At 57.2% G+C, this 19,221-nt stretch carries 16 protein-coding genes and 1 riboswitch; of the genes, 14 read left to right on the top strand and 2 right to left on the bottom strand.

The genetic code is table 11. From position 1 onward, the window contains the following. Positions 1–17 precede the first annotated feature (17 nt). The 11 genes from MOTHE_RS06620 (at position 18) to MOTHE_RS06570 (ending at position 10,676) form a co-directional block, all read left to right on the top strand. On the top strand, positions 18–1,229 hold the full coding sequence (locus MOTHE_RS06620; protein ID WP_080997220.1) for a PucR family transcriptional regulator: 1,212 nt from the start codon (positions 18–20) through the stop codon (positions 1,227–1,229). Between the two features lie 43 nt (positions 1,230–1,272). Then, a complete protein-coding gene (locus tag MOTHE_RS06615) occupies positions 1,273–1,953 on the top strand; it encodes a TorD/DmsD family molecular chaperone (protein ID WP_011392892.1) in 681 nt (226 codons plus the stop codon). A gap of 21 nt (positions 1,954–1,974) precedes the next feature. Beyond that, positions 1,975–2,256, top strand: coding sequence for an ACT domain-containing protein (locus MOTHE_RS06610; RefSeq protein ID WP_053094825.1), 282 nt, complete (start codon positions 1,975–1,977; stop codon positions 2,254–2,256). Between the two features lie 20 nt (positions 2,257–2,276). Then, complete coding sequence (locus tag MOTHE_RS06605; RefSeq protein WP_011392890.1) at positions 2,277–3,650, top strand: PFL family protein; 1,374 nt, start codon at positions 2,277–2,279, stop codon at positions 3,648–3,650. Positions 3,651–3,788: 138 nt separating this feature from the next. Further along, on the top strand, positions 3,789–4,301 hold the full coding sequence (gene spoVAC, locus MOTHE_RS06600; protein WP_011392889.1) for a stage V sporulation protein AC: 513 nt from the start codon (positions 3,789–3,791) through the stop codon (positions 4,299–4,301). A gap of 15 nt (positions 4,302–4,316) precedes the next feature. Next, positions 4,317–5,330 carry a stage V sporulation protein AD gene (gene spoVAD, locus MOTHE_RS06595; protein ID WP_011392888.1) on the top strand — a complete coding sequence of 338 codons (1,014 nt, stop codon included), beginning with the start codon at positions 4,317–4,319 and terminating at the stop codon, positions 5,328–5,330. A gap of 301 nt (positions 5,331–5,631) precedes the next feature. Beyond that, positions 5,632–5,988 carry a stage V sporulation protein AE gene (gene spoVAE, locus MOTHE_RS06590; protein ID WP_053094824.1) on the top strand — a complete coding sequence of 119 codons (357 nt, stop codon included), beginning with the start codon at positions 5,632–5,634 and terminating at the stop codon, positions 5,986–5,988. Between the two features lie 20 nt (positions 5,989–6,008). After that, positions 6,009–7,595, top strand: coding sequence for a spore germination protein (locus MOTHE_RS06585; RefSeq protein WP_053094823.1), 1,587 nt, complete (start codon positions 6,009–6,011; stop codon positions 7,593–7,595). Then, complete coding sequence (locus MOTHE_RS06580; protein ID WP_053094822.1) at positions 7,585–8,556, top strand: acyl-CoA dehydratase activase-related protein; 972 nt, start codon at positions 7,585–7,587, stop codon at positions 8,554–8,556. Before MOTHE_RS06585 ends, MOTHE_RS06580 begins: the two co-directional genes overlap by 11 nt. Next, entirely contained in the window at positions 8,553–9,635 is a 1,083-nt protein-coding gene (locus MOTHE_RS06575; RefSeq protein WP_011392884.1) for an acyl-CoA dehydratase activase-related protein, read from the top strand. Before MOTHE_RS06580 ends, MOTHE_RS06575 begins: the two co-directional genes overlap by 4 nt. Before the next feature lie 81 nt (positions 9,636–9,716). Further along, positions 9,717–10,676 carry an acyl-CoA dehydratase activase gene (locus MOTHE_RS06570; RefSeq protein WP_011392883.1) on the top strand — a complete coding sequence of 320 codons (960 nt, stop codon included), beginning with the start codon at positions 9,717–9,719 and terminating at the stop codon, positions 10,674–10,676. Positions 10,677–10,724: 48 nt separating this feature from the next. On the opposite strand, the gene galU is transcribed toward MOTHE_RS06570, so the two are convergent. After that, entirely contained in the window at positions 10,725–11,639 is a 915-nt protein-coding gene (gene galU / locus MOTHE_RS06565; RefSeq protein WP_053095235.1) for a UTP--glucose-1-phosphate uridylyltransferase GalU, read from the bottom strand. 80 nt (positions 11,640–11,719) lie between these two features. Next, positions 11,720–13,912: a bifunctional alpha,alpha-trehalose-phosphate synthase (UDP-forming)/trehalose-phosphatase gene (locus tag MOTHE_RS06560; protein WP_053094821.1), complete on the bottom strand. Its 2,193-nt coding sequence runs from the start codon at positions 13,910–13,912 to the stop codon at positions 11,720–11,722. Between the two features lie 144 nt (positions 13,913–14,056). After that, a riboswitch (cyclic di-AMP (ydaO/yuaA leader) is annotated at positions 14,057–14,199 on the bottom strand. Between the two features lie 112 nt (positions 14,200–14,311). Between MOTHE_RS06560 and MOTHE_RS06555 the strand changes: the two genes are divergently transcribed. The 3 genes from MOTHE_RS06555 to lysA all read left to right on the top strand — a co-directional run bounded on the left by MOTHE_RS06555 (position 14,312) and on the right by lysA (position 19,211). Then, complete coding sequence (locus MOTHE_RS06555; protein ID WP_053094820.1) at positions 14,312–16,474, top strand: amylo-alpha-1,6-glucosidase; 2,163 nt, start codon at positions 14,312–14,314, stop codon at positions 16,472–16,474. Positions 16,475–16,580: 106 nt separating this feature from the next. Next, on the top strand, positions 16,581–17,771 hold the full coding sequence (locus MOTHE_RS06550) for a glycosyltransferase family 4 protein (protein ID WP_053094819.1): 1,191 nt from the start codon (positions 16,581–16,583) through the stop codon (positions 17,769–17,771). Positions 17,772–17,888: 117 nt separating this feature from the next. Continuing rightward, positions 17,889–19,211, top strand: coding sequence for a diaminopimelate decarboxylase (gene lysA / locus MOTHE_RS06545; protein ID WP_053094818.1), 1,323 nt, complete (start codon positions 17,889–17,891; stop codon positions 19,209–19,211). Positions 19,212–19,221 lie beyond the last annotated feature (10 nt).

The following is a 19,221-nucleotide window of genomic DNA, read 5'->3' as shown; positions in this document are numbered from 1 at the left end:
TTAACGGTGATTTTTGTATGGAACCACAAAAATGGCGCCGTTTTCTGGAAATGGCTGCTGCGGGCAAGGGCTTGGTCTCCATTGCCCGCTACCTGGCGGAGGTTAGCGGGCGGCCGGTTGTAATCTGCGACCTAACCCTGCGTATCCTCGCCAGCCAGGCGCTGCCGAGTAAGACCCTGCACTTTGGTGACTACCTGCTAGTGGAACTCCCCAGGGAGACGGTAGAGGGGGCGTTTTACCGCGGCCGTTTACAGAAGACCGGTACTGGAACCCCCTTTCTCATGCTCCCAATTGGTGAGGTTACGCTGTATGGTTACCTCTTTCTCCTGGAGGTGGGCGAAGACTGGCGCCCTTATCGGGAGCCCCTGAAAGCAGCCGCTCTGGCGGCCATGATTGAGATGTCCCGGGCCCGCATAGCCCAGGAAACCGAGAGGCGTTACCGGAATGAATTCATCCAGGATATTCTTTATAATAATCTACCAAACCGGGAAGCCATGGTCAACAGGGGTTGCCTCTGGGGCTGGGATTTAACCCGTCCCCATTTACTGGTGGTCCTATCCCTGGACCGTCAGGCCCAGCAGGAAAGGGACGAAACCCTGTGGGAACGGTGGCGCCAGTTAATGCAATATCACCTGAAACACCAGGCGCCGGAGATTATCCTTGCTGATCGCGGTGACCAGCTAATCCTCTTGATACCGGTGGTTACAGATGAATTAGGGGTTAATAAAGGAAAAATTGCCGGGCTGATTAAATCCTTGCAAAAGTCGACTGCCGCTCACCTGGAAGGCAGGACCTTCTCCGCCGGTGCAGGGCGCTTTTACGAAGATGTCACCGATCTCTACCGGGCCTACCAGGAAGCCAAGGTAGCTCTGGAGATCAGCCGCCTCCTGCGGCGCCGGGGTACTTTGACCTTTTTTGATGAACTCGGAGTGCTGCGGCTGATCTTTAACCAGGGGGAACAGGAACTGGAGGACTATTACGAAGAAACCCTGGGTGCAATCCAGAAATATGATGCCAAGCATAATACCAATCTCATGGAAACCCTGGCTGCCTACCTGTATGCCTCCGGGGATCATAACCGGGCGGCCGAGGACATGTTTATCCACGTCAACACCCTGCGCTATCGTTTAAAAAAAATAGAAGAACTCCTGGGCCAGGACTTGCGCAGGATTGATGTCCAGGTTAACCTGTATACCGCCCTCCAGGTTAAGGTAATGCTCGGCCGGTAAAGTAGGCTGGCAGGGATATCTACATTTCCGGAAAGGAGATATTATGGAAAAGGAATTATTAGCAGAATGGCACCAGGGGCGGGAGCTGGTTTATAGTTTCCTTGCCAGAATTTACCAGGAGGGGCCGGCCCGGGATTTGCTGGCAGCCCTGGTCGGGGAAGAATTTCTGGTCGAATTAGCAGCCAGCAGCCAGAATGAAGACCTGATCACTGGGTGCCGGCAGATGCAGGCTGAACTGGAAGCCCGCCGGCAGGACCTGGAGGCTTACCGGCAGGAACTCCAGGGAGACTATAACCGCCTCTTTGTCGGCCCGGGCCATTTGGAAGCGCCGCCCTGGGAGTCGGTTTACCGCTCCAAGGAACACCTCCTCTTCGGCGAGGAAACCCTGGCTGTGAGGGAGTTTTACCGTTCGTTTGGCCTGGAGAGTAGAAAGAAGAACCAGGAGCCAGACGACCACCTGGGACTGGAGCTGGAGTTTATGGCCCGGCTCTGTCGGGAAGCAGCCGCCAGCATTCAGTCCGGCGGGGATGCCGACCGTTTCCTCGCCGGACAGGGGCGCTTTTTAGAGGAACACCTGGAGCAGTGGGTGCCGGCCCTGACCGCCGATATCCAGCGGGCCGCCCGTACAGATTTCTTCCGCGGCCTGGCGCTGTTCACCCGGGGCTGGCTGGCGGAAGACAGGGTCGAAGTAGAGATGGTACTGGAAGAACGGCAAAAAGGCTAGAAAGGTTAAAGGTGGGGAAACATGATTAACGATGAACGGGCGATCATAACTGTGCTGGGGCGCGATCACGTAGGCATCCTGGCCGGTATTACCGCCGTCCTGGCGGAGGCCAATGTAAATATCCTGGACATCAGCCAGACTATCTTACAGGAATTTTTCACCATGATTATGATTGTAGACTTAAAAGAAAAAAACCTTGCTTTTAACGAACTCCAGGGACAACTAAAGGAAAAAGGGAAGAACCTGGGGGTCCAGGTCACCATCCAGCGGGCCGACGTCTTTAAGTTCATGCACCGCATCTAACCATATTCGGAGGAAAAACGATGCCAAGCCTGTTTTCCTTTACACCGGAAGAAATTCTAGAAACCATTCGCATGATCCAGGTAGAAAATCTTGATATCCGGACTATTACCATGGGCATCAGCTTGCGGGACTGCGCTACTGCCAGCCTGGAGGAGACCTGCCGTCGCGTCTATGATAAAATCACCAGACTGGCATCGGACCTGGTAGCCGTGGGAGAAGAAGTGGCGGCCACCTATGGCATCCCCATCGTTAATAAACGCATCGCCGTTACACCAATTGCCCAGGTAGGTGAACCTTCGGGAGAGGATGACCTCACCCCCCTGGCCCGGGCCCTGGACCGGGCGGCGGAAGCAGTCGGCGTAAACTTTATCGGCGGCTTCAGCGCCCTGGTACATAAGGGTTTCACCCACGGCGACCGGGCCCTCTTTAACTCCCTGCCGGAAGCCCTGGCCACAACTGAACGTGTCTGTGCTTCCGTCAATGTAGCGACGACTAAAGCCGGGATGAATATGGACGCCATTACCTGGCTGGGGCACCTGATTAAAGAGACGGCCCGCCTGACAGCCTCCCGTGGGGGTCTGGGCTGCGCCAAGCTGGTTACTTTTTGTAACGCCCCCGAAGATAATCCTTTTATGGCCGGGGCCTTCCATGGTCCCGGAGAACCGGAATGCGTAATTAACGTCGGCATCAGCGGTCCGGGGGCTGTGCTGGCGGCAATCCGCCAGTACCCCGAGGCCGACCTGGGCCAGCTGGCGACGATTATCAAGAATACGGCCTTCAAGGTGACCCGCATGGGGGAATTGGTGGGGCGGGAGGTTTCAAAGCGCCTGGGAGTACCCTTCGGCATTGTCGACCTCTCCCTGGCTCCCACCAACGCCCAGGGCGACAGCGTGGCCGAGATTCTGGAAGCTATCGGCCTGGAACGCTGCGGCGCCCACGGCACTACGGCTGCCCTAGCTTTACTCAACGATGCCGTCAAAAAGGGCGGCGCCATGGCTTCTTCTTATGTGGGGGGCCTGAGCGGCGCCTTTATCCCGGTGAGCGAAGATAACGGCATGATCCGGGCCGTGGAGAGCGGTGCTCTAAGCCTTGAGAAGCTGGAAGCCATGACTGCCGTCTGCTCGGTGGGCCTGGATATGTTCGCCGTCCCCGGAGATACCCCGGCGGAGGTCATAGCCGCCATTATCGCCGATGAGGCGGCCATCGGCATGATTAATAATAAAACTACAGCCGTCCGGGTCATTCCCGCACCCGGGAAAAAGCCAGGCGAGACGGTTGAATTTGGCGGTCTCCTAGGCCGGGCGCCGGTGATGGAGGTCAACACCTATAGTCCGGCGGCCCTGGTGCGCCGCGGCGGCCGCATCCCGGCACCCCTGCAGGCTCTGGGAAATTGAAGGTTAAAATTGACACCAGTTCAAATTTCAATAAAGCCAGTTTGCTGGTATAATTAACCAGCAAACTGGCTTTTAGTGTATAAAGAGGCCTGACGCCGGTCGATAATATAGCAGAACGATAAAATCGAGGTGAAGGTAATGGCTGACAGCACCAAACAGCCGGGGCCGCCGAAAAAACCCCTGACCCTGGCAGAACAGGTGATGCAGCAAAAGCAAACATACGACCAGCAGGCCTACCAGCGGCTGGCTGATAGTGTCAAGCCGAAACACAATGTCCTGGTCAACGCCCTGAACGCCTTTTGGGTGGGGGGGCTTATCTCGGCCCTGGCGCAGATTATTACCCTTGCCTTTTCCTCCGCCGGTTTAAACCCCCGGGATGCCGCTTCAGCAACGGTCATAATAATGGTTTTTTTGGGAGCTTTTTTGACTGGCCTGGGGGTTTACGATGAGATCGGTAAAATCGCCGGCGCCGGTTCGATTATTCCCATTACCGGTTTCGCCAACTCCATTGTGGCCCCGGCTATGGAGTATAAGCGGGAGGGTTTCGTCTTTGGAGTAGCCGCCAGGATGTTCACCATCGCCGGCCCGGTCCTAGTGTATGGTTTTATCGTTTCAGTCTTAATCGGTTTAATTGCTTACTTTTTGACCTGACGGGGGTGGAATACTTTGAGTGCGCCGAAGAGGGTGGGGCAACATACCCTGCAGTTTGCCAACCCACCGGTGATAGTAGCTACGGCGTCGGTTGTCGGCCCCAAGGAGGGGGAGGGTCCCCTGGGAGATACCTTTGATATGGTCATTGATGACAGCTACTTCGGTGAGGAAACCTGGGAAAAGGCCGAGCGCAAAATGCTGGAAGAAGCCGTGAAAATGGTTATTGCTAAGGCCCAGCTTAAACCCCAGGATATCGATTTTCTCCTGGCCGGCGACCTATTGAACCAGACCATTTCTGCCAATTACGCAGCCAGGAGCCTGGGGATACCCTTCCTGGGCCTGTACGGGGCCTGCTCCACCATGTATGAGGGCATGGCCCTGGCAGCCATGCTCATCGACGGTGGTTTTGCCCACCATGTAGTGGCCGCCTGCAGCAGCCATTACGATACTGCCGAGCGCCAGTACCGTTTTCCCACCGAGCAGGGAATACAGCGGCCACCGACAGCCCAGTGGACCGTTACCGGGGCCGGTGCAGTTTTGATGGCTCCGGTGGGTAATGGGCCCCGCATCACCCACGCCACCATCGGCCGGGTGCTGGATGTGGGGATCAAGGATCCCAACGATATGGGTTCTGCCATGGCCCCGGCGGCCGTCGATACCATTGTCCGCCACTTCCAGGATACCGGCCGCGGCCCAATTGATTATGACCTGATTATTACCGGTGACCTGGGCCGGGTGGGTCATGAAATTGCTACCAAACTCCTGGGAGAAAAGAAATATGATGTCTCCAAAAACTATAGTGATTGCGGCATCCTGATCTATGACCATGAACGCCAGGATACCCACGCTGGCGGCAGCGGCTGCGCCTGCTCGGCAGTGGTTTTTGCCGGCCACCTGATGGGTAAACTAAATGAAGGCCGCTACAAGCGTATCCTGGGGGTTGGCACCGGGGCGCTCTTAAGCACTACGGCAACCCAGCAGGGCGAGTCCATCCCCGGTATCGGCCACGGGGTGGTTATCGAAGGCTGAGGAGGGCTGGAGGGTACAGGCAGAGAGCGACTGGTTCGAGGCGTTAGATACTTACGTGAAGCCGGAGTGAGGCGGCGGTGAACGGGATGGGGATTGCAAAGTGGCTCCAGGAACGAGAAGTACCACGCCCCGTTATGAAAGAGTAAAGAGATAAAGTCGAGCCACCCCAGACGCGCAAGGCTGAGCGCTAAGTTTGCTAGCCGAGAACCACCGGAGGCCGGGCTGTACCCTCCAGATCCCAAGCCGGATGGCATTGGCATCCATTTTTACCAGAAGCCTATCTTTGGAGGAGCGGGATCCAATGAGTATCGTGATGGCCTTTATTATGGGCGGCCTGATCTGCCTAGTGGGGCAGCTAATTATGGACCTGACACCCTACAAAGTGACGCCGGCCCATATCCTGGTCGGTTTCGTTACCGGCGGCGCTATCTTAAGCGCCCTGGGGTTTTACAGGCCCCTGGTGAAGATCGGGGGAGCCGGGGCTACCATTCCCATTAGCGGTTTCGGTCATAATCTCGCCCAGGGCACCCTGGAGGCCGTCCAGGCCAAGGGCCTGATCGGCGCCTTCAGCGGTGGCGTCACGGCAGGGGCGGTGGGTATTGCCGCGGCTGTCATCTTTGATTATGTCATGGCCATAATATTCAACCCGCGCGGTTAAGAAGTTAAGGGGATGAAGTAATGACCATTTCCGGCGACATTGTAAAAGTTGATCCCAATTTAGATGTTAACAATAACTGGATTATGAAGGAACTGGGCGTTGGGCAGAGTTTTGACGTTATCAGGCGGGATATAACCATTGCCGGGCGCCGGGCTACTATGTTTTATATTAATGGTATGGCCCGGGAGGATGTCCTGGTATATATCCTTACCTCCCTCTCCAAGCTGAAACGTGAGGACGTAACCCCCGACGCATATACCAAGATCTTAAACCAGTATATTAGCTACCTGCAGGTCGAAGCCCTGGACGATCTGCATAAAGTCGTTGATAAAATCCTGTCCGGGGGCATTGTCATCCTTATAGATGGCTTTAAAAAGGTTATCCAGCTCGATGCCCGGAACCACCCGGTCCGCAATCCGCAGGAATCCGACCTGGAGCGGGTGGTACGCGGCTCCCGCGACAATTTTGTCGAAACCCTGTTATTTAACGTCAATCTCCTGCGTCGCCGGGTGCGGGACCCCAAACTGCGGACGGAAATCCTTCAGGTGGGTAGTCGTTCCAAAACTGATGTGGCCGTCGTTTATGTTCAAGATATCGCCAACCCGCGGCTGGTAGATACAATTAAAGAACGAATCAAGGCCATAAAGATGGACGGCCTGCCCATGGCGGAGAAATCGCTGGAGGAGTTTATTAGCCCGGGGAGCTTCTGGAATCCCTTCCCATGGGTACGCTACACCGAGCGGCCGGATGTAGCTGCCGCCCATCTCTTTGAAGGTCACGTACTTGTCATGGTGGATACTTCCCCCAGCGTAATGATCCTGCCAGCGACTATTTTCCACCACCTGCAGCACGCCGAGGAGTTTCGCCAAGCGCCCCTTATTGGCACTTTTTTACGCGTGGTACGCTTTATCGGAGTATTACTTTCTTTATTTCTGCCTCCCGTATGGCTCCTGGCCGCTTTGCAGCACGATCTACTCCCGCCGAACCTGGCCTGGATCGGCCCCAAACAGCTGGGATACATTCCCCTGGTGTGGCAGTTTCTCTTTGCCGAACTGGGCATCGATTTAATGCGCCTGGCGGCCATCCATACCCCCACCTCCCTGGCTACCGCCCTGGGTTTGATTGCCGCCGTTCTGATTGGCCAGATCGCAGTGGCAGTAGGTTTCTTTAACCCTGAGGTTATTCTCTATATGGCCATTGCCGCCGTGGGTATCTTCGCCACCCCGAGCTATGAACTGGGGATGGCCAACACCCTGGTACGGATTGCTCTGTTAATCGGCGTGGGGCTGCTCCGTTTGCCCGGTTTTGTGGCCGTTACCATGGGTATCTTTTTATTGCTGCTGACCACAAAGTCCTTCGGCCTGCCCTACCTGTGGCCCCTGATACCCTTTAACGCCAGCGCCCTGAAGGACGTCCTGGTCCGTCCACCGGTTCCTTTACTGAAACTGCGGTCGAAAGCAATGCATCTTCTGGATATGGACCGGCAACCCTATCCGGCTCCGGCCCGCAAACCGTTAAAACGCAGTCTTAAAGAGAAAAAGGAAGAGGAGAAACGCATTTGGCCCGAACTTGAAAAGAAAAAGGAAGATGATGGTAGTGAAGGTTAAGCAGTGGCGATTGGGGGTGCCTCGCGCCCTCTTTTATTATTACTACGCCCCCTGGTGGGAAGCCTTCCTCCAGGCCCTGGGCGCCCAGGTGGTAGTTTCTCCGCCCACCACCAGGGAGATAATGGACCTGGGGATAAGCCTGGCCGTTGCCGAAGCCTGCCTGCCGGTGAAGGTTTATTACGGCCATGCCGCCTGGCTGGCGCCACGGGTGGAGGCCCTCTTTGTCCCCAGGCTGGTCAGCGTGGAGCAAAAGAGCTTTATCTGCCCCAAACTCATGGGTCTGCCCGATATGTTGCGGGCAGCTATTAAAGACTGCCCGCCGGTGATCGACGTCACGGTCGACATGTCGCGGCGGCCGGAGGAAGGCCTCAAGGCCGCCATCCGGGATACGGCCCGGGCTATCGGTTCCAGGGGGAGGGAAGTTTACCGGGCCGGGGAGATAGCCCGGGCCAGGTACCGGGATTGGCTGGCTGGGCAGCAGGAGCAAGGCAGGGAATTCTCTCCTGGGAAGAAGGAAGGCATAACCCCCGGGGGTCAGCCTCCCCTGGCGGTGGGGCTGGTTGGCCATAACTACCTGCTCCACGATCGCTATCTGGGCATGGATATTGCCGGTAAAGTTACGCGCCTTGGTGGCAGGGTGATCTTACCGGAAAATTTTGCACCTGAACTGGGGGAAGCCGCCTGCCGCCGGTTGCCCAAGCGCCTTTACTGGACCCTTGGTCGCAAGATCATGGGTGCAGCCCTGCACCTGATGGAGCAGGAGGAAGTCGCCGGTTTGATTCACCTTACAGCCTTCGGCTGCGGTCCCGATTCCCTGGTGGGCGACCTGGCCGAGCGCTATGCCCACCGGCATGGTAAGCCTTTTTTACTATTAACCTTGGATGAGCATACCGGCGAGGCTGGCGTGGAAACCAGACTGGAGGCCTTTATGGATATGCTGGCCCGGAGGCGTCCGGCATGAAGGTAACCTTTCCCCATATGGGCCATCTCTGGCTGGTGTTGAAGGCAGCCCTGACCGGCATCGGACTGGAGGTAGTAGTACCACCCCCCTGTACCCGTCGCACCCTGGAACTGGGAGTGCGCCATGCCCCGGAATCGGCCTGTCTGCCCCTGAAAGTCAACCTGGGCAACTACCTGGAAGCCAAAGAGCTGGGGGCCGATACCATCGTCATGGCCGGCGGGGTAGGACCCTGCCGGATCGGCTATTACAGCCAGGTGCAGAGGGAGATTCTCCGGGACCTGGGCTGTGCGTATGAAATGGTCGTCTTTGAGCCTCCGGACGTCCATTTTAACGAAGTCTGGGATAAGATTAAGTATTTAAACCGCCGTCCCTGGCAGGATGGCGTCCACGGGGTCGTTATGGCCTGGCTGAAGGCCTGTGCCGTCGACGCCCTGGAACAGGAAGTCCAGCGCCTGCGACCGCGGGAAGCCCAGACCGGGCTGGCTGATGCCGTTTTCCGGCGGGCCTTGCAGGAACTGGATGCCGCCGGCAGTCGTAAGGAAGTAAACCGGGTAGTTAAAGAAATAAAAGGTGAACTGGCTGCCCTCCCCTTGAAACCAGATGTCCGGGTGATCCGGGTAGGCATTGTGGGGGAGATCTATACCGTCCTGGAACCCCTGGTCAACCTGGATATCGAGAAACGCCTGGGGGCCTTGGGAGTAGAAGTAGTCCGTGGTCTCTTCCTCAGCCGCTGGATTAATGACAACCTCTTCAAGGGCCTGCTGCCCCTACCGGGACATCACCCGGAAAAGACGGCTCCACCTTTTTTAAACCACTTCGTCGGCGGCCATGGCTGGGAGTCGGTAGGAGATACGGTAACCTTTGCCCGCAGGGGATGTGACGGCGTCATCCAGCTGGCCCCTCTAACCTGCATGCCGGAGATCGTCGCCCACTCCGTCATGCCGGCCGTGCAGCAGGCTACCGGCATTCCCGTGATGACCATCTACCTGGACGAGCAAACCGGCGAAGCCGGCCTGCAGACGCGCCTGGAAGCCTTTGTCGACATGCTCCGGCGGCAGAAGGGCGTGAGAGCGGGGTAACAAAGCCCGCCGGGAGAACATTCCCTCCCCGGGAAGCAACATAACGTAATGGGGAAAGCTGCTGAAAGGAGCTGATCCGATTTGACCTCTATCTACCTGGGCATCGACGTTGGATCAGTAAGCACCAACGTCATTGCCCTGGATATAGACGGTAACTTACTCGCCTCCGTCTACCTTCGTACCCGCGGCCAGCCTATCCCGGCCATCCAGGAGGGTTTACGAGAGATTAGGGCTACCCTGGGCCGAGAGGTGACTGTCGCTGGCGTCGGCACAACAGGCAGCGGCCGGGGCCTGGCGGCCGTCATGACAGGGGCTGATGTCGTCAAAAACGAAATCACCGCCCATGCCGTAGCTGCCAGCCAGGTCGTACCCGGTGTCCAAACGGTGCTGGAGATCGGCGGCCAGGACTCTAAAATAATCATCCTGCGCCAGGGCGTAGTCACCGACTTTGCCATGAATACCGTCTGTGCCGCCGGCACCGGTTCCTTCCTGGACCAGCAGGCGGCCCGTTTGGGGATCCCCATCGAGAATTTCGGTCGCCTGGCCCTGGGTGCCAAGAACCCGGTGCGCATCGCTGGGCGCTGCGCCGTCTTTGCCGAATCCGATATGATCCATAAACAGCAACAGGGCCACCCCCTGGATGATATCGTCGCCGGCCTGTGCGAGGCCCTGGTACGCAACTACCTGAATAACGTCGGTAAGGGTAAGGAGATCCTGCCGCCGGTAGTCTTCCAGGGCGGGGTGGCGGCCAACGCCGGTATGCGCCAGGCCTTCAGTCGCGCCCTGGGGACGGAGGTCATCGTCCCGGAGCATTATGGTGTTATGGGCGCCTACGGGGCCGCCCTCCTGGCCCGGGAAGCCCGCCCGAAAACGAGCGCTTTCCGGGGCTTTGAGCTTACCGAAAGGGACTTCCGGACCGGCGGTTTTGAATGCCGGGGGTGTGCCAATCACTGCGAAGTGGTGGAATTAAGGGAAGGAAAAGAGGTCCTGGCCCGCTGGGGCGACCGCTGTGGCAAGTGGAGCAATGCTGTAGCCGTCTAGGTCTAGGTCGCGGTTGGACCAGGGTTTAAATGTCAGTCAACCCCATTTTTATCCTTCCCTGGTGGCGGCAACCTGCAACTTGTCCGCAGTGGAAGTAATGATGCCGGCCAGGTACTCGCTAAAGGGGCCGGCGAGATCCGGGCGGGCTAGGGCAAATTCCACCGTGGCCTGGAGAAAGCCCAGCTTGTCACCGATGTCGTAGCGCTTACCCTGGAAACGGTAGGCATAGACACGGTCCTGGCGGGCCAGCAGGCGCAGGGCGTCGGTCAGCTGGATCTCGCCGCCAGCGCCCGGTTTTACTTTCTCCAGGAGAGGGAAGATCGCCGGCACCAGGATGTAACGACCAATGACGGCCAGATTGGAAGGGGCTTCCTCGGGGCGCGGCTTCTCAACCAGGTCCCTGACCCGGATGAGGGAGCCGTCGACTTCCAGGGGGTCAATGACACCGTAACGGTTTACTTCCTCCCGGGGCACCTCCTGGACGGCGACTATGGTAGCCCCGACTTCTTCATAAACGGCGAGCATCTGTTCCAGGCAGGAGGGGGAGTTGACGATAATATCATCCCCCAGGAGGACGGCAAAGGGTTCCTGGCCGATAAATTTGCGGGCACAGTAAACGGCGTGCCCCAGGCCCAGTTGCTCCTTCTGGCGGATGTAGTGGATATCGGCGAGTTCAGCAATCCCCTCCACCAGGGCCAGGAGTTCGTCCTTTCCCTTTTCCCGCAAGAGGTTCTCCAGTTCCAGGGAACGGTCAAAGTGGTCCTCGATGGCTCGTTTATTTTTACCGGTGATAATCAGGATATCCTCCGCACCGGCATTAACGGCTTCTTCGACGATGAATTGAATGGCCGGTTTGTCAACAATGGGTAACATTTCCTTGGGCTGGGCTTTGGTGGCCGGCAGGAAACGGGTACCCCAGCCGGCAGCGGGAATGATAGCTTTCTGAATCCTGGTCAAAGATATCACCTCGTTCTTATTTTCACGTCTATTCATATGTCCCTGGTAATGAAATATTACCTACTTTACCGTTGCTTTTATAAAGATTAGGTGCGGCTACAGTTTAAGAGCTGGAGAAACTCGATAACCTCTGCCGGTGAAGCAAGGAAATAATGGGCATAGCCTGACTGCCGTTGGCCGACGCCTATAGCCAGGCCGTTCCCGGGCAGGGCTGCAAAGGCGTCCTCATCGGTACGATCGTCGCCCAGGTATACAGGGAAGGCCCGAGGCCAGCGGCGAGTGAAGTAGGTTACTGCCAGGCCTTTATTTACGCCCCGGCGGCGAACCTCCAGTACCTTGTGGCCGGGGATTAGTTCCAGGCCATCCTGTAAAAAGGGTTCCAGGGCATGCCGGAATTCCTCCAGGATTCCCGCAGCGGCATCGGGTTCGGCCAGCCGGTAATGGAGGGCCACCCCTTCGCCTTTATTTTCCACAAGAAGGCCGGGAACACCTGCCGCCAGTTGCCGGGCCAGGCTAAAAATTTCCGGCCAGGGGTTTTTCCCCGGCGGTGGGGGGAGGAGGTTGATAACAGGTCCCTCTGGTCCGGCTACCTGGGCCCCGTGCAGGCCGGCGAGGAGGAGTCCGGGGATCGGCAGCAGGTCGCGGAGGTCGGCCAGGGGACGGCCACTAATAACGGCCAGGTGTAAGCCTGGCCGGGAAACCAGTTGCCGCAGTAATTTCAGGAGGCCGGGGTCGGGGACGGCATCTTCCGGCCTGGGGGCCAGGGGAACCAGGGTGCCGTCGTAGTCGCACATCAGCAGTAGTTCCGGGTACTCCTGTACCCTAGCTGCCAGCTGATCCGGAGACATCACCGGTTTCTCCTTCCCTGACGGCATGGCCTGATGAAAACAATTCATCCACCAGTGGACATCATGGCGCCGTACCCTTTCCTGTAACAGTTGCAACCTTTTGCTTTGCTCTGCCCGGCCCATCCCCAGGGCCGTATTAAAGATCATGGCCATCCCGTCGATGTCATAGGGGTTCACCAGGACGGCACCCTTCAATTCCTGGGCGGCACCGGCGAAACGGCTCAAGACCAGGACGCCGGTCTGATCACGCCGTGAAGCTACATATTCCTTGGCCACCAGGTTCAAGCCGTCTCTTAAGGGTGTGACCAGCATCACATCGGCTGCCAGGTAATAGGCTACCAGCTCCCGCCGGGGGAGGCCGCGCCAGAAATAGTATACCGGTTGGTAGTTGCCGTCACTAAAACGGCCGTTGATGCGGCCTACAGTGGCTTCCACCTGCTCCTTTAACTGACGATAGGCCGGTACAGCTGTCCGGCTGGGAACGGCGACCTGGATCAGGGCGGCCCGGCCGCGCCATTCGGGGGCTTCTTCCAGCAGACGTTCCCACGCCAGGAGCCTTTCCAGGATGCCCTTGGTATAATCGAGGCGCTCCACGCTTAACGCCAGGCGCTCGACACCAATTTGTTCCCGCAGTTTTTGAGCCCTGGCCATGGTGGCTGGACTGGCAGCCTGGCGCTGGAAGGCTTGATAATCTATGCCCATAGGCCAGGCACCAACATGAATGCGCCGCTGCTCCCAGAAGACAATACCGGCTTCAAAATCGACCCTGGCTCCCAGCATGTGCGCCACGGCCTGCAAAAAATTGTCAACGTAGGCTTGAAGGTGAAAACCCAGGACATCGGTTCCTAGCAGACCGCGCAGGATATGGGTTGCCCAGGGTAGGGTCGCCAGCAGGTCATGGTGGGGGAAAGGTATATGCCAGAAGAAGAATTGTTTTAATTGGGGCCTGCGGTGGCGGAGGTGGGCCGGTACCAGGGCCAGGTGATAATCATTTACCCAGACTGTATCCCTTTCCCCGGCTTCTTCCAGGGTGGCTGCGGCAAATTTGGCATTAACATCGACATACGCCGACCATTCCCGGACTTCATAACGACATTTTTCTAAAAAGTAATGGCATAGGGGCCACAAGGCGCTATTGGTAAAGCCATGGTAATAGAGGTTGATTTCATCGGCGGTAAGGGGAACTTCACGAAAAGTATAGGCCGGATTACCCTCGGGTACCGGTAAACGTAAACCGGGACTGTTCTCCTGGGGCGCCTCCCAGCCACCCCAGGCAACCCAGACGCCACCTTTTTCCCTTAAGAAGGGTTCCACGGCCGAAACCAGTCCGCTGATGGCCGGTACAACCTGGATACCGTCCCGGGTTGCCTGCAAATTATATGAACCTCGGTTGGAAACCATGACAATTTTAGCAGGCTGCTTTTGGGACATTTTACCTACCTCCTCCTCACCTCAAATACTTATTTACCGGTAATAAGCCCCTCCCTGTAAATAAAATATAAAATATAAACCCCGTTTAAATCCGGGGTTGCAGCATAAACCATAAACGTAATGGAAAACTACACCGTTTACCGGCGGTATTCCCTTCACGCTTACGAAGTTAGCTGACGGATTCGGGCCACGTCTAGCCCTACCCACCGGTATAACCGGCAAGATTCACCCCGGGAAATTGGGTCCCCCGCTTACGGCTGCACACCGCAATTCAGCGTTTCAGGATATATAAATATTATATCACGCCAGGAACAAAATGCAAATTTTGTGTCCATTTATTCCCGGAAGGATATTCCAGGATACCTGCCGAATCCATTCTTAATAAAGGGAGGGGAGTATATGCTCGATACAGAGCTCGATTTGCGCAATAACCCGGGTGTTGTTGAACCCGCGACGGAGGTGCTGAAGGAAGGGGGGATTTTTCTCATCTCCCTGCCCGATGGTTCGGTTCTGGACGGGGGTAACGGTAACCTGGGCCTTTATTACAATGATACCCGTTATTTAAGCCACCTGGAATTTCTTGTAGCCGGGCAGCGACCTGTATTTCTATCTTCTTCCATCCGCGACAGCCACTTTGCCCAGATTGAACTTACCAATCCCGTTTTCAATTTACCCGACGGCACTATGGTGCCGGCCCAGACCATCCATCTTCGCCAGCTACGGTTAATTAAGGGCGCCTTTTTTCAACGCCTGCGTTTAATAAATTTTAATCCCTTCCCGGTTAAGTTAATGCTTCGTTTTAACCTGGCTGCCGATTTCCGGGATATATTTGAGGTTCGCGGCAGCCAGCGCCGCCGCCGGGGGGAATTGTTACCGGTCGAGGTACGACGCCAGGGGCTGGTCCTGGCTTACCGGGGCCTGGATAACCTGATCCGTACCACCCACATTACCTTTGAACCGGTGCCAACCTCTATCACCGGCCACCACGATCGGGCCGAAGTAGGCTTTGAACTTACCTTGCCGCTCCAAAAAAAGATCTACCTGCATTTAAAGATCGAATTGGATGCAGGAAATACAACACCTGGTAACAAGATCAGCGATCTTTTTTCAGCGGCCACCATTGAACAGGCAGCCGCCTACCACCAGTGGCAAAGGGAGTCGACCAGGGTGTGGACGGATAATAGCTTCATCAACGCCATGTTCCAGACGGCCGTCACCGATCTCAAGGCCCTGCAAATAGATTACCCGGGCGAGGGCGGGATCATAGCGGCCGGGATACCCTGGTACACAGCCCCCTTCGGCCGCGATTCCCTGATTACCTCCTGGCAGACCCTCATTTTAAACCCGGCCCTGGCCCGCCAGACCCTGCGTTTCCTGGCCCGCTACCAGGGCAAAGGGGTGGATAGATGGCGGGAGGAAAGGCCGGGAAAAATCCTCCACGAATTGCGCCGGGGGGAGATGACCGGATGCGGGGAGGTACCCCATAGCCCTTATTACGGCTCCATAGACGCCACCCTGTGGTTTATTATTCTCCTGGCCGCCACCTACAAGTGGACCCAGGATGACGACCTGTTACAGGAACTGGCTGACCCTTTACGCAACTGCCTGCACTGGTGCCTGCGTTACGGCGACCTGGATGGCGACGGTTACCTGGAATATCTCCGGGAGTCCCCGGCAGGTCTTACCAACCAGGGCTGGAAGGATTCCTGGGATGCCGTAGTCGACCGGGAAGGGCGCCTGCCCGTGGGTCCTATTGCCCTGGTGGAAGTCCAGGCCTACTACTACCTGGCCCTCACTGAAGCCGCCCATTTATTGTCCCTCCTGGGTGATAAACCGACCGCCGCCGGGCTGAAGAAACGGGCCCAGCGGTTGAAAGCGCGCTTCAACCAGGATTTTTGGCTGGAAGACGAGGGATATCTGATTTTTGCCCTGGATGGTGAGAAGAGGCCTTTGACCACCCTGGTTTCCAACGGGGGCCAGGCCCTCTTTACCGGCATTCTCCCGCCGGAGAGGGCCAGGAGGGTTGCCCAGCGCTTGATGGCTGCAGATTTCTATTCCGGCTGGGGTATTCGTACCATGAGTAAAAGAGAGAAGGCCTATAACCCCATGAGCTATCATAATGGCTCGGTCTGGCCCCATGATAACGCCATTATCGCCGCCGGCCTGCGCCGTTACCAGTGCCTGGATGAATTGTCACGCCTGGCTGCGGGCCTTTTCGCCGCCAGCCCCCACTTTAATTACCGCCGCTGGCCGGAGCTCTTCTGTGGTTTTACCCGGAGGGGTTTAAGCGGCCCGGTGCGCTATCCCGTAGCCTGTGATCCCCAGGCCTGGGCAGTTGGCAGCCTTTTCAGTTTCCTGCACCACTTGCTGGGCCTGGAGTTGAGGGAGCAGAGCCTTTTTATTTCCCGCCCCCTGTTGCTGCCCGGGACCCGGCGGGTGGAGATCAGGAACCTTGCGGTAGCCGGCAGCCGTCTGGACCTGGCCTTTGAGGAAAAGGATGGTCGGGTTATGGCCAACCTTTTAAAGAAAGAAGGAAATCTCAAAGTTATCATTGAGGCCTGAAGAAGCCACCAGGGTTTGTCCTTCCTTGACTTTATCGGGTAATTATAGATAAAATATTTGTGGTATCTTACCCCGATTATAAAATTCTTTAAGGAGGCGAAGTAATATGCGTGTTGCCATGTTACATTGGGCTTTCCCGCCGATCATCGGGGGAGTGGAATCCCACCTAGTCCTCCTGTGCCCTTACCTCGTCCGGCAGGGGCACCAGGTAAGCCTCCTAACGGCCACAGCCCCCGGTACCCCGGTGGAGGAAAGCTGGCAGGGAGTTGTAATTAAGCGCTCGCCCTTGCTGGATCTAAATTCCCTTACTCCAGCAGTTATTGAGGCCAGGGCCGGGGAGATCAAGGAACTCTTGGAAAACTTTTTACTGGCAGTGCGGCCGGATGTGGTCCACGCCCATAACTTTCACTATTTCAGCTATGTACACGCGGCCAGTCTCCAGGAAATTTGCCGCCGTCACGGCTGGCCCCTGGTCCTCACGGCCCATAATGTGTGGGATGACGAACTGTGGACCAGGATGAATAGCCTGGCCAGGGGCTGGGACCTGGTTATTGCCGTCAGCCACTACATACGCCAGGAATTGGTGGTTAATGGCTATCCGCCGGAGCGGGTGACAGTTGTCTACCATGGCACAGATACTAATACCTTCCGGCCGCCCTCCCCGGAGGACAGGCAGGCCCTTTATACCTCCTATCCGGAATGGCGGGGACGGCGGATTATCTTCCACCCGGCCAGGATGAGCCGGGCCAAGGGCTGTGACGTCAGCATTCGCGCCCTGGATCTCATCCGCCGGGAAATCCCCGACGTTCTCCTGGTACTGGCCGGTACCACCAACACCGTTGACTGGGGCCAAAAACAGCCGGCGGAAGTAGCCTCTCTCCAGGATCTTATCGCCAGCTTGGGCCTGGAGGAAAATGTCTTCATCCGTTTCTTCCCGTGGCAGGAGATGCCTGCTGTTTACCAGGGGGCCGAGGTCTGCCTCTACCCATCGGCCTTCCAGGAGCCGTTTGGTTTGGTCATGCTGGAAGCCATGGCCACGGCCAGGCCTATCATCGTCAGCCGCGCCGGCGGCATGCCGGAGATCATTCGTCCCGGATATAACGGCTTTTTGGTCTCTATGGGGGATCACGAGGAACTCGCCCGCTATACCACTTTCCTTCTCCGTAATCCGGAGGTGGCCAGGACCATGGGCCAGGACGGCCGCAGGCTGGTAGAAGAAAACTTTACTACCGCCGTGATGGCCCGAAATACCCTGGAGGCATATAACCAGTTGTTGGCCCTGCCCCGGGCCAGTTAGCCCGGAGGGGGAGCATTTTAAGGGAACCGGAGGCGGTTCCCTTAAATTTTCTAGACAGGAGCTGCCGCCTCGGGTAAAATGGAGATATATTTGGTGAAAGGAGCAACCGGTAATTAAATGCACTTGCAGGGAACGATGGCGATAAATGAACACGGACGGCTGGTCATCGGCGGCTGTGAGGTTGTCCAGCTGGCCCGTGACTTTGGCACCCCCCTTTATATTTTTGATGAAGACTGTATCCGGGACAACTGCCGCCAGTTTTATCGGGCCTTTAACGCCGGCAGCGGCCAGGCCGAGGTTATCTATGCCGGCAAGGCTTTTCTTACTACGGCCATGTGCCGGATCATCGCCAGTGAAGGGCTGGGACTGGATGTTGTCTCCGGCGGCGAACTTTACACCGCCCTGGCGGCCGGTTTTCCCGTGGAACGGATTTATTTTCATGGTAACAACAAGAGCTATGCCGAGCTCTGCCAGGGCCTGGAGGCCGGAATAGGCAGGTTCATGGTCGATAACTTTACAGAGCTGGAACTGTTAAGCCGCCTTGCAGTGGAGCGTGGCCAGGTGGCCAAGGTAATCCTGAGGGTCACCCCGGGAATTGAGGCCCACACCCATGACTATATCCGCACCGGCCAGGTTGATTCCAAGTTCGGTTTTACCCTGCCGGGGGGCCAAGCACTAGCGGCTGCCAGGAGGGCCGGCGAGTTACCGGGGATCGAGTTCATGGGTTTGCACTGCCATATTGGCTCCCAGATTTTCGAACTGGAGCCCTACAATGAAGCCGTAGCCGTGATGATGGAGCTGGCTGCTGCGGTCAAGGAGGCGACAGGGCTGGTAACCGCCGAGTTGGATCTCGGGGGCGGCTTTGGCATATACTATACTACCGGTGACGAACCCCGGCCGATAAGGGCTTATGCGGAAACCATCCTGGCCCGGGTCCGGGAGGAAGCCCGGCGCTTGAACCTGCCCCAACCGCGAGTCTTGGTCGAACCGGGTCGGTCCATTGTCGGGCCGGCGGGCAGCACTGCCTACACCGTCGGGAGCATCAAAGAGATCCCCGGCGTCCGCAAGTATGTGGCTGTTGACGGCGGGATGGCCGATAACATTCGCCCGGCCCTTTACGGTGCGAAGTATGAGGCCATCCTGGCCAATAAGGCCGGTATGCCGGCTACAGAGAAGGTAACCGTCACCGGGAAGTGCTGCGAATCAGGGGATATGCTGATCTGGGAAGCGGAATTGCCCCCGGTAGAGAGGGGCGACATCCTCCTGATGCCCTGTACCGGGGCCTATGGTTATACCATGGCCAGCAATTATAACCGCCTGGGCCGGCCGGCAGCCGTCCTGGTGCGGGATGGCGTCGCCGACTTGATTATAAAGCGGGAGGATTACAGCGACCTGATCCGTAACGACGTGATCCCGGCCCGCCTGGCCTGCCCTCGCTAGGCCAGTACTG

Origin of the sequence: Moorella thermoacetica, from assembly GCF_001267405.1 — a bacterium.
Lineage (GTDB): Bacteria > Bacillota > DSM-521 > Neomoorellales > Neomoorellaceae > Neomoorella > Neomoorella thermoacetica.
The sequence above is the reverse complement of the archived record's forward strand: the minus strand, read 5'-3'. Positions and strand labels throughout refer to the sequence as shown.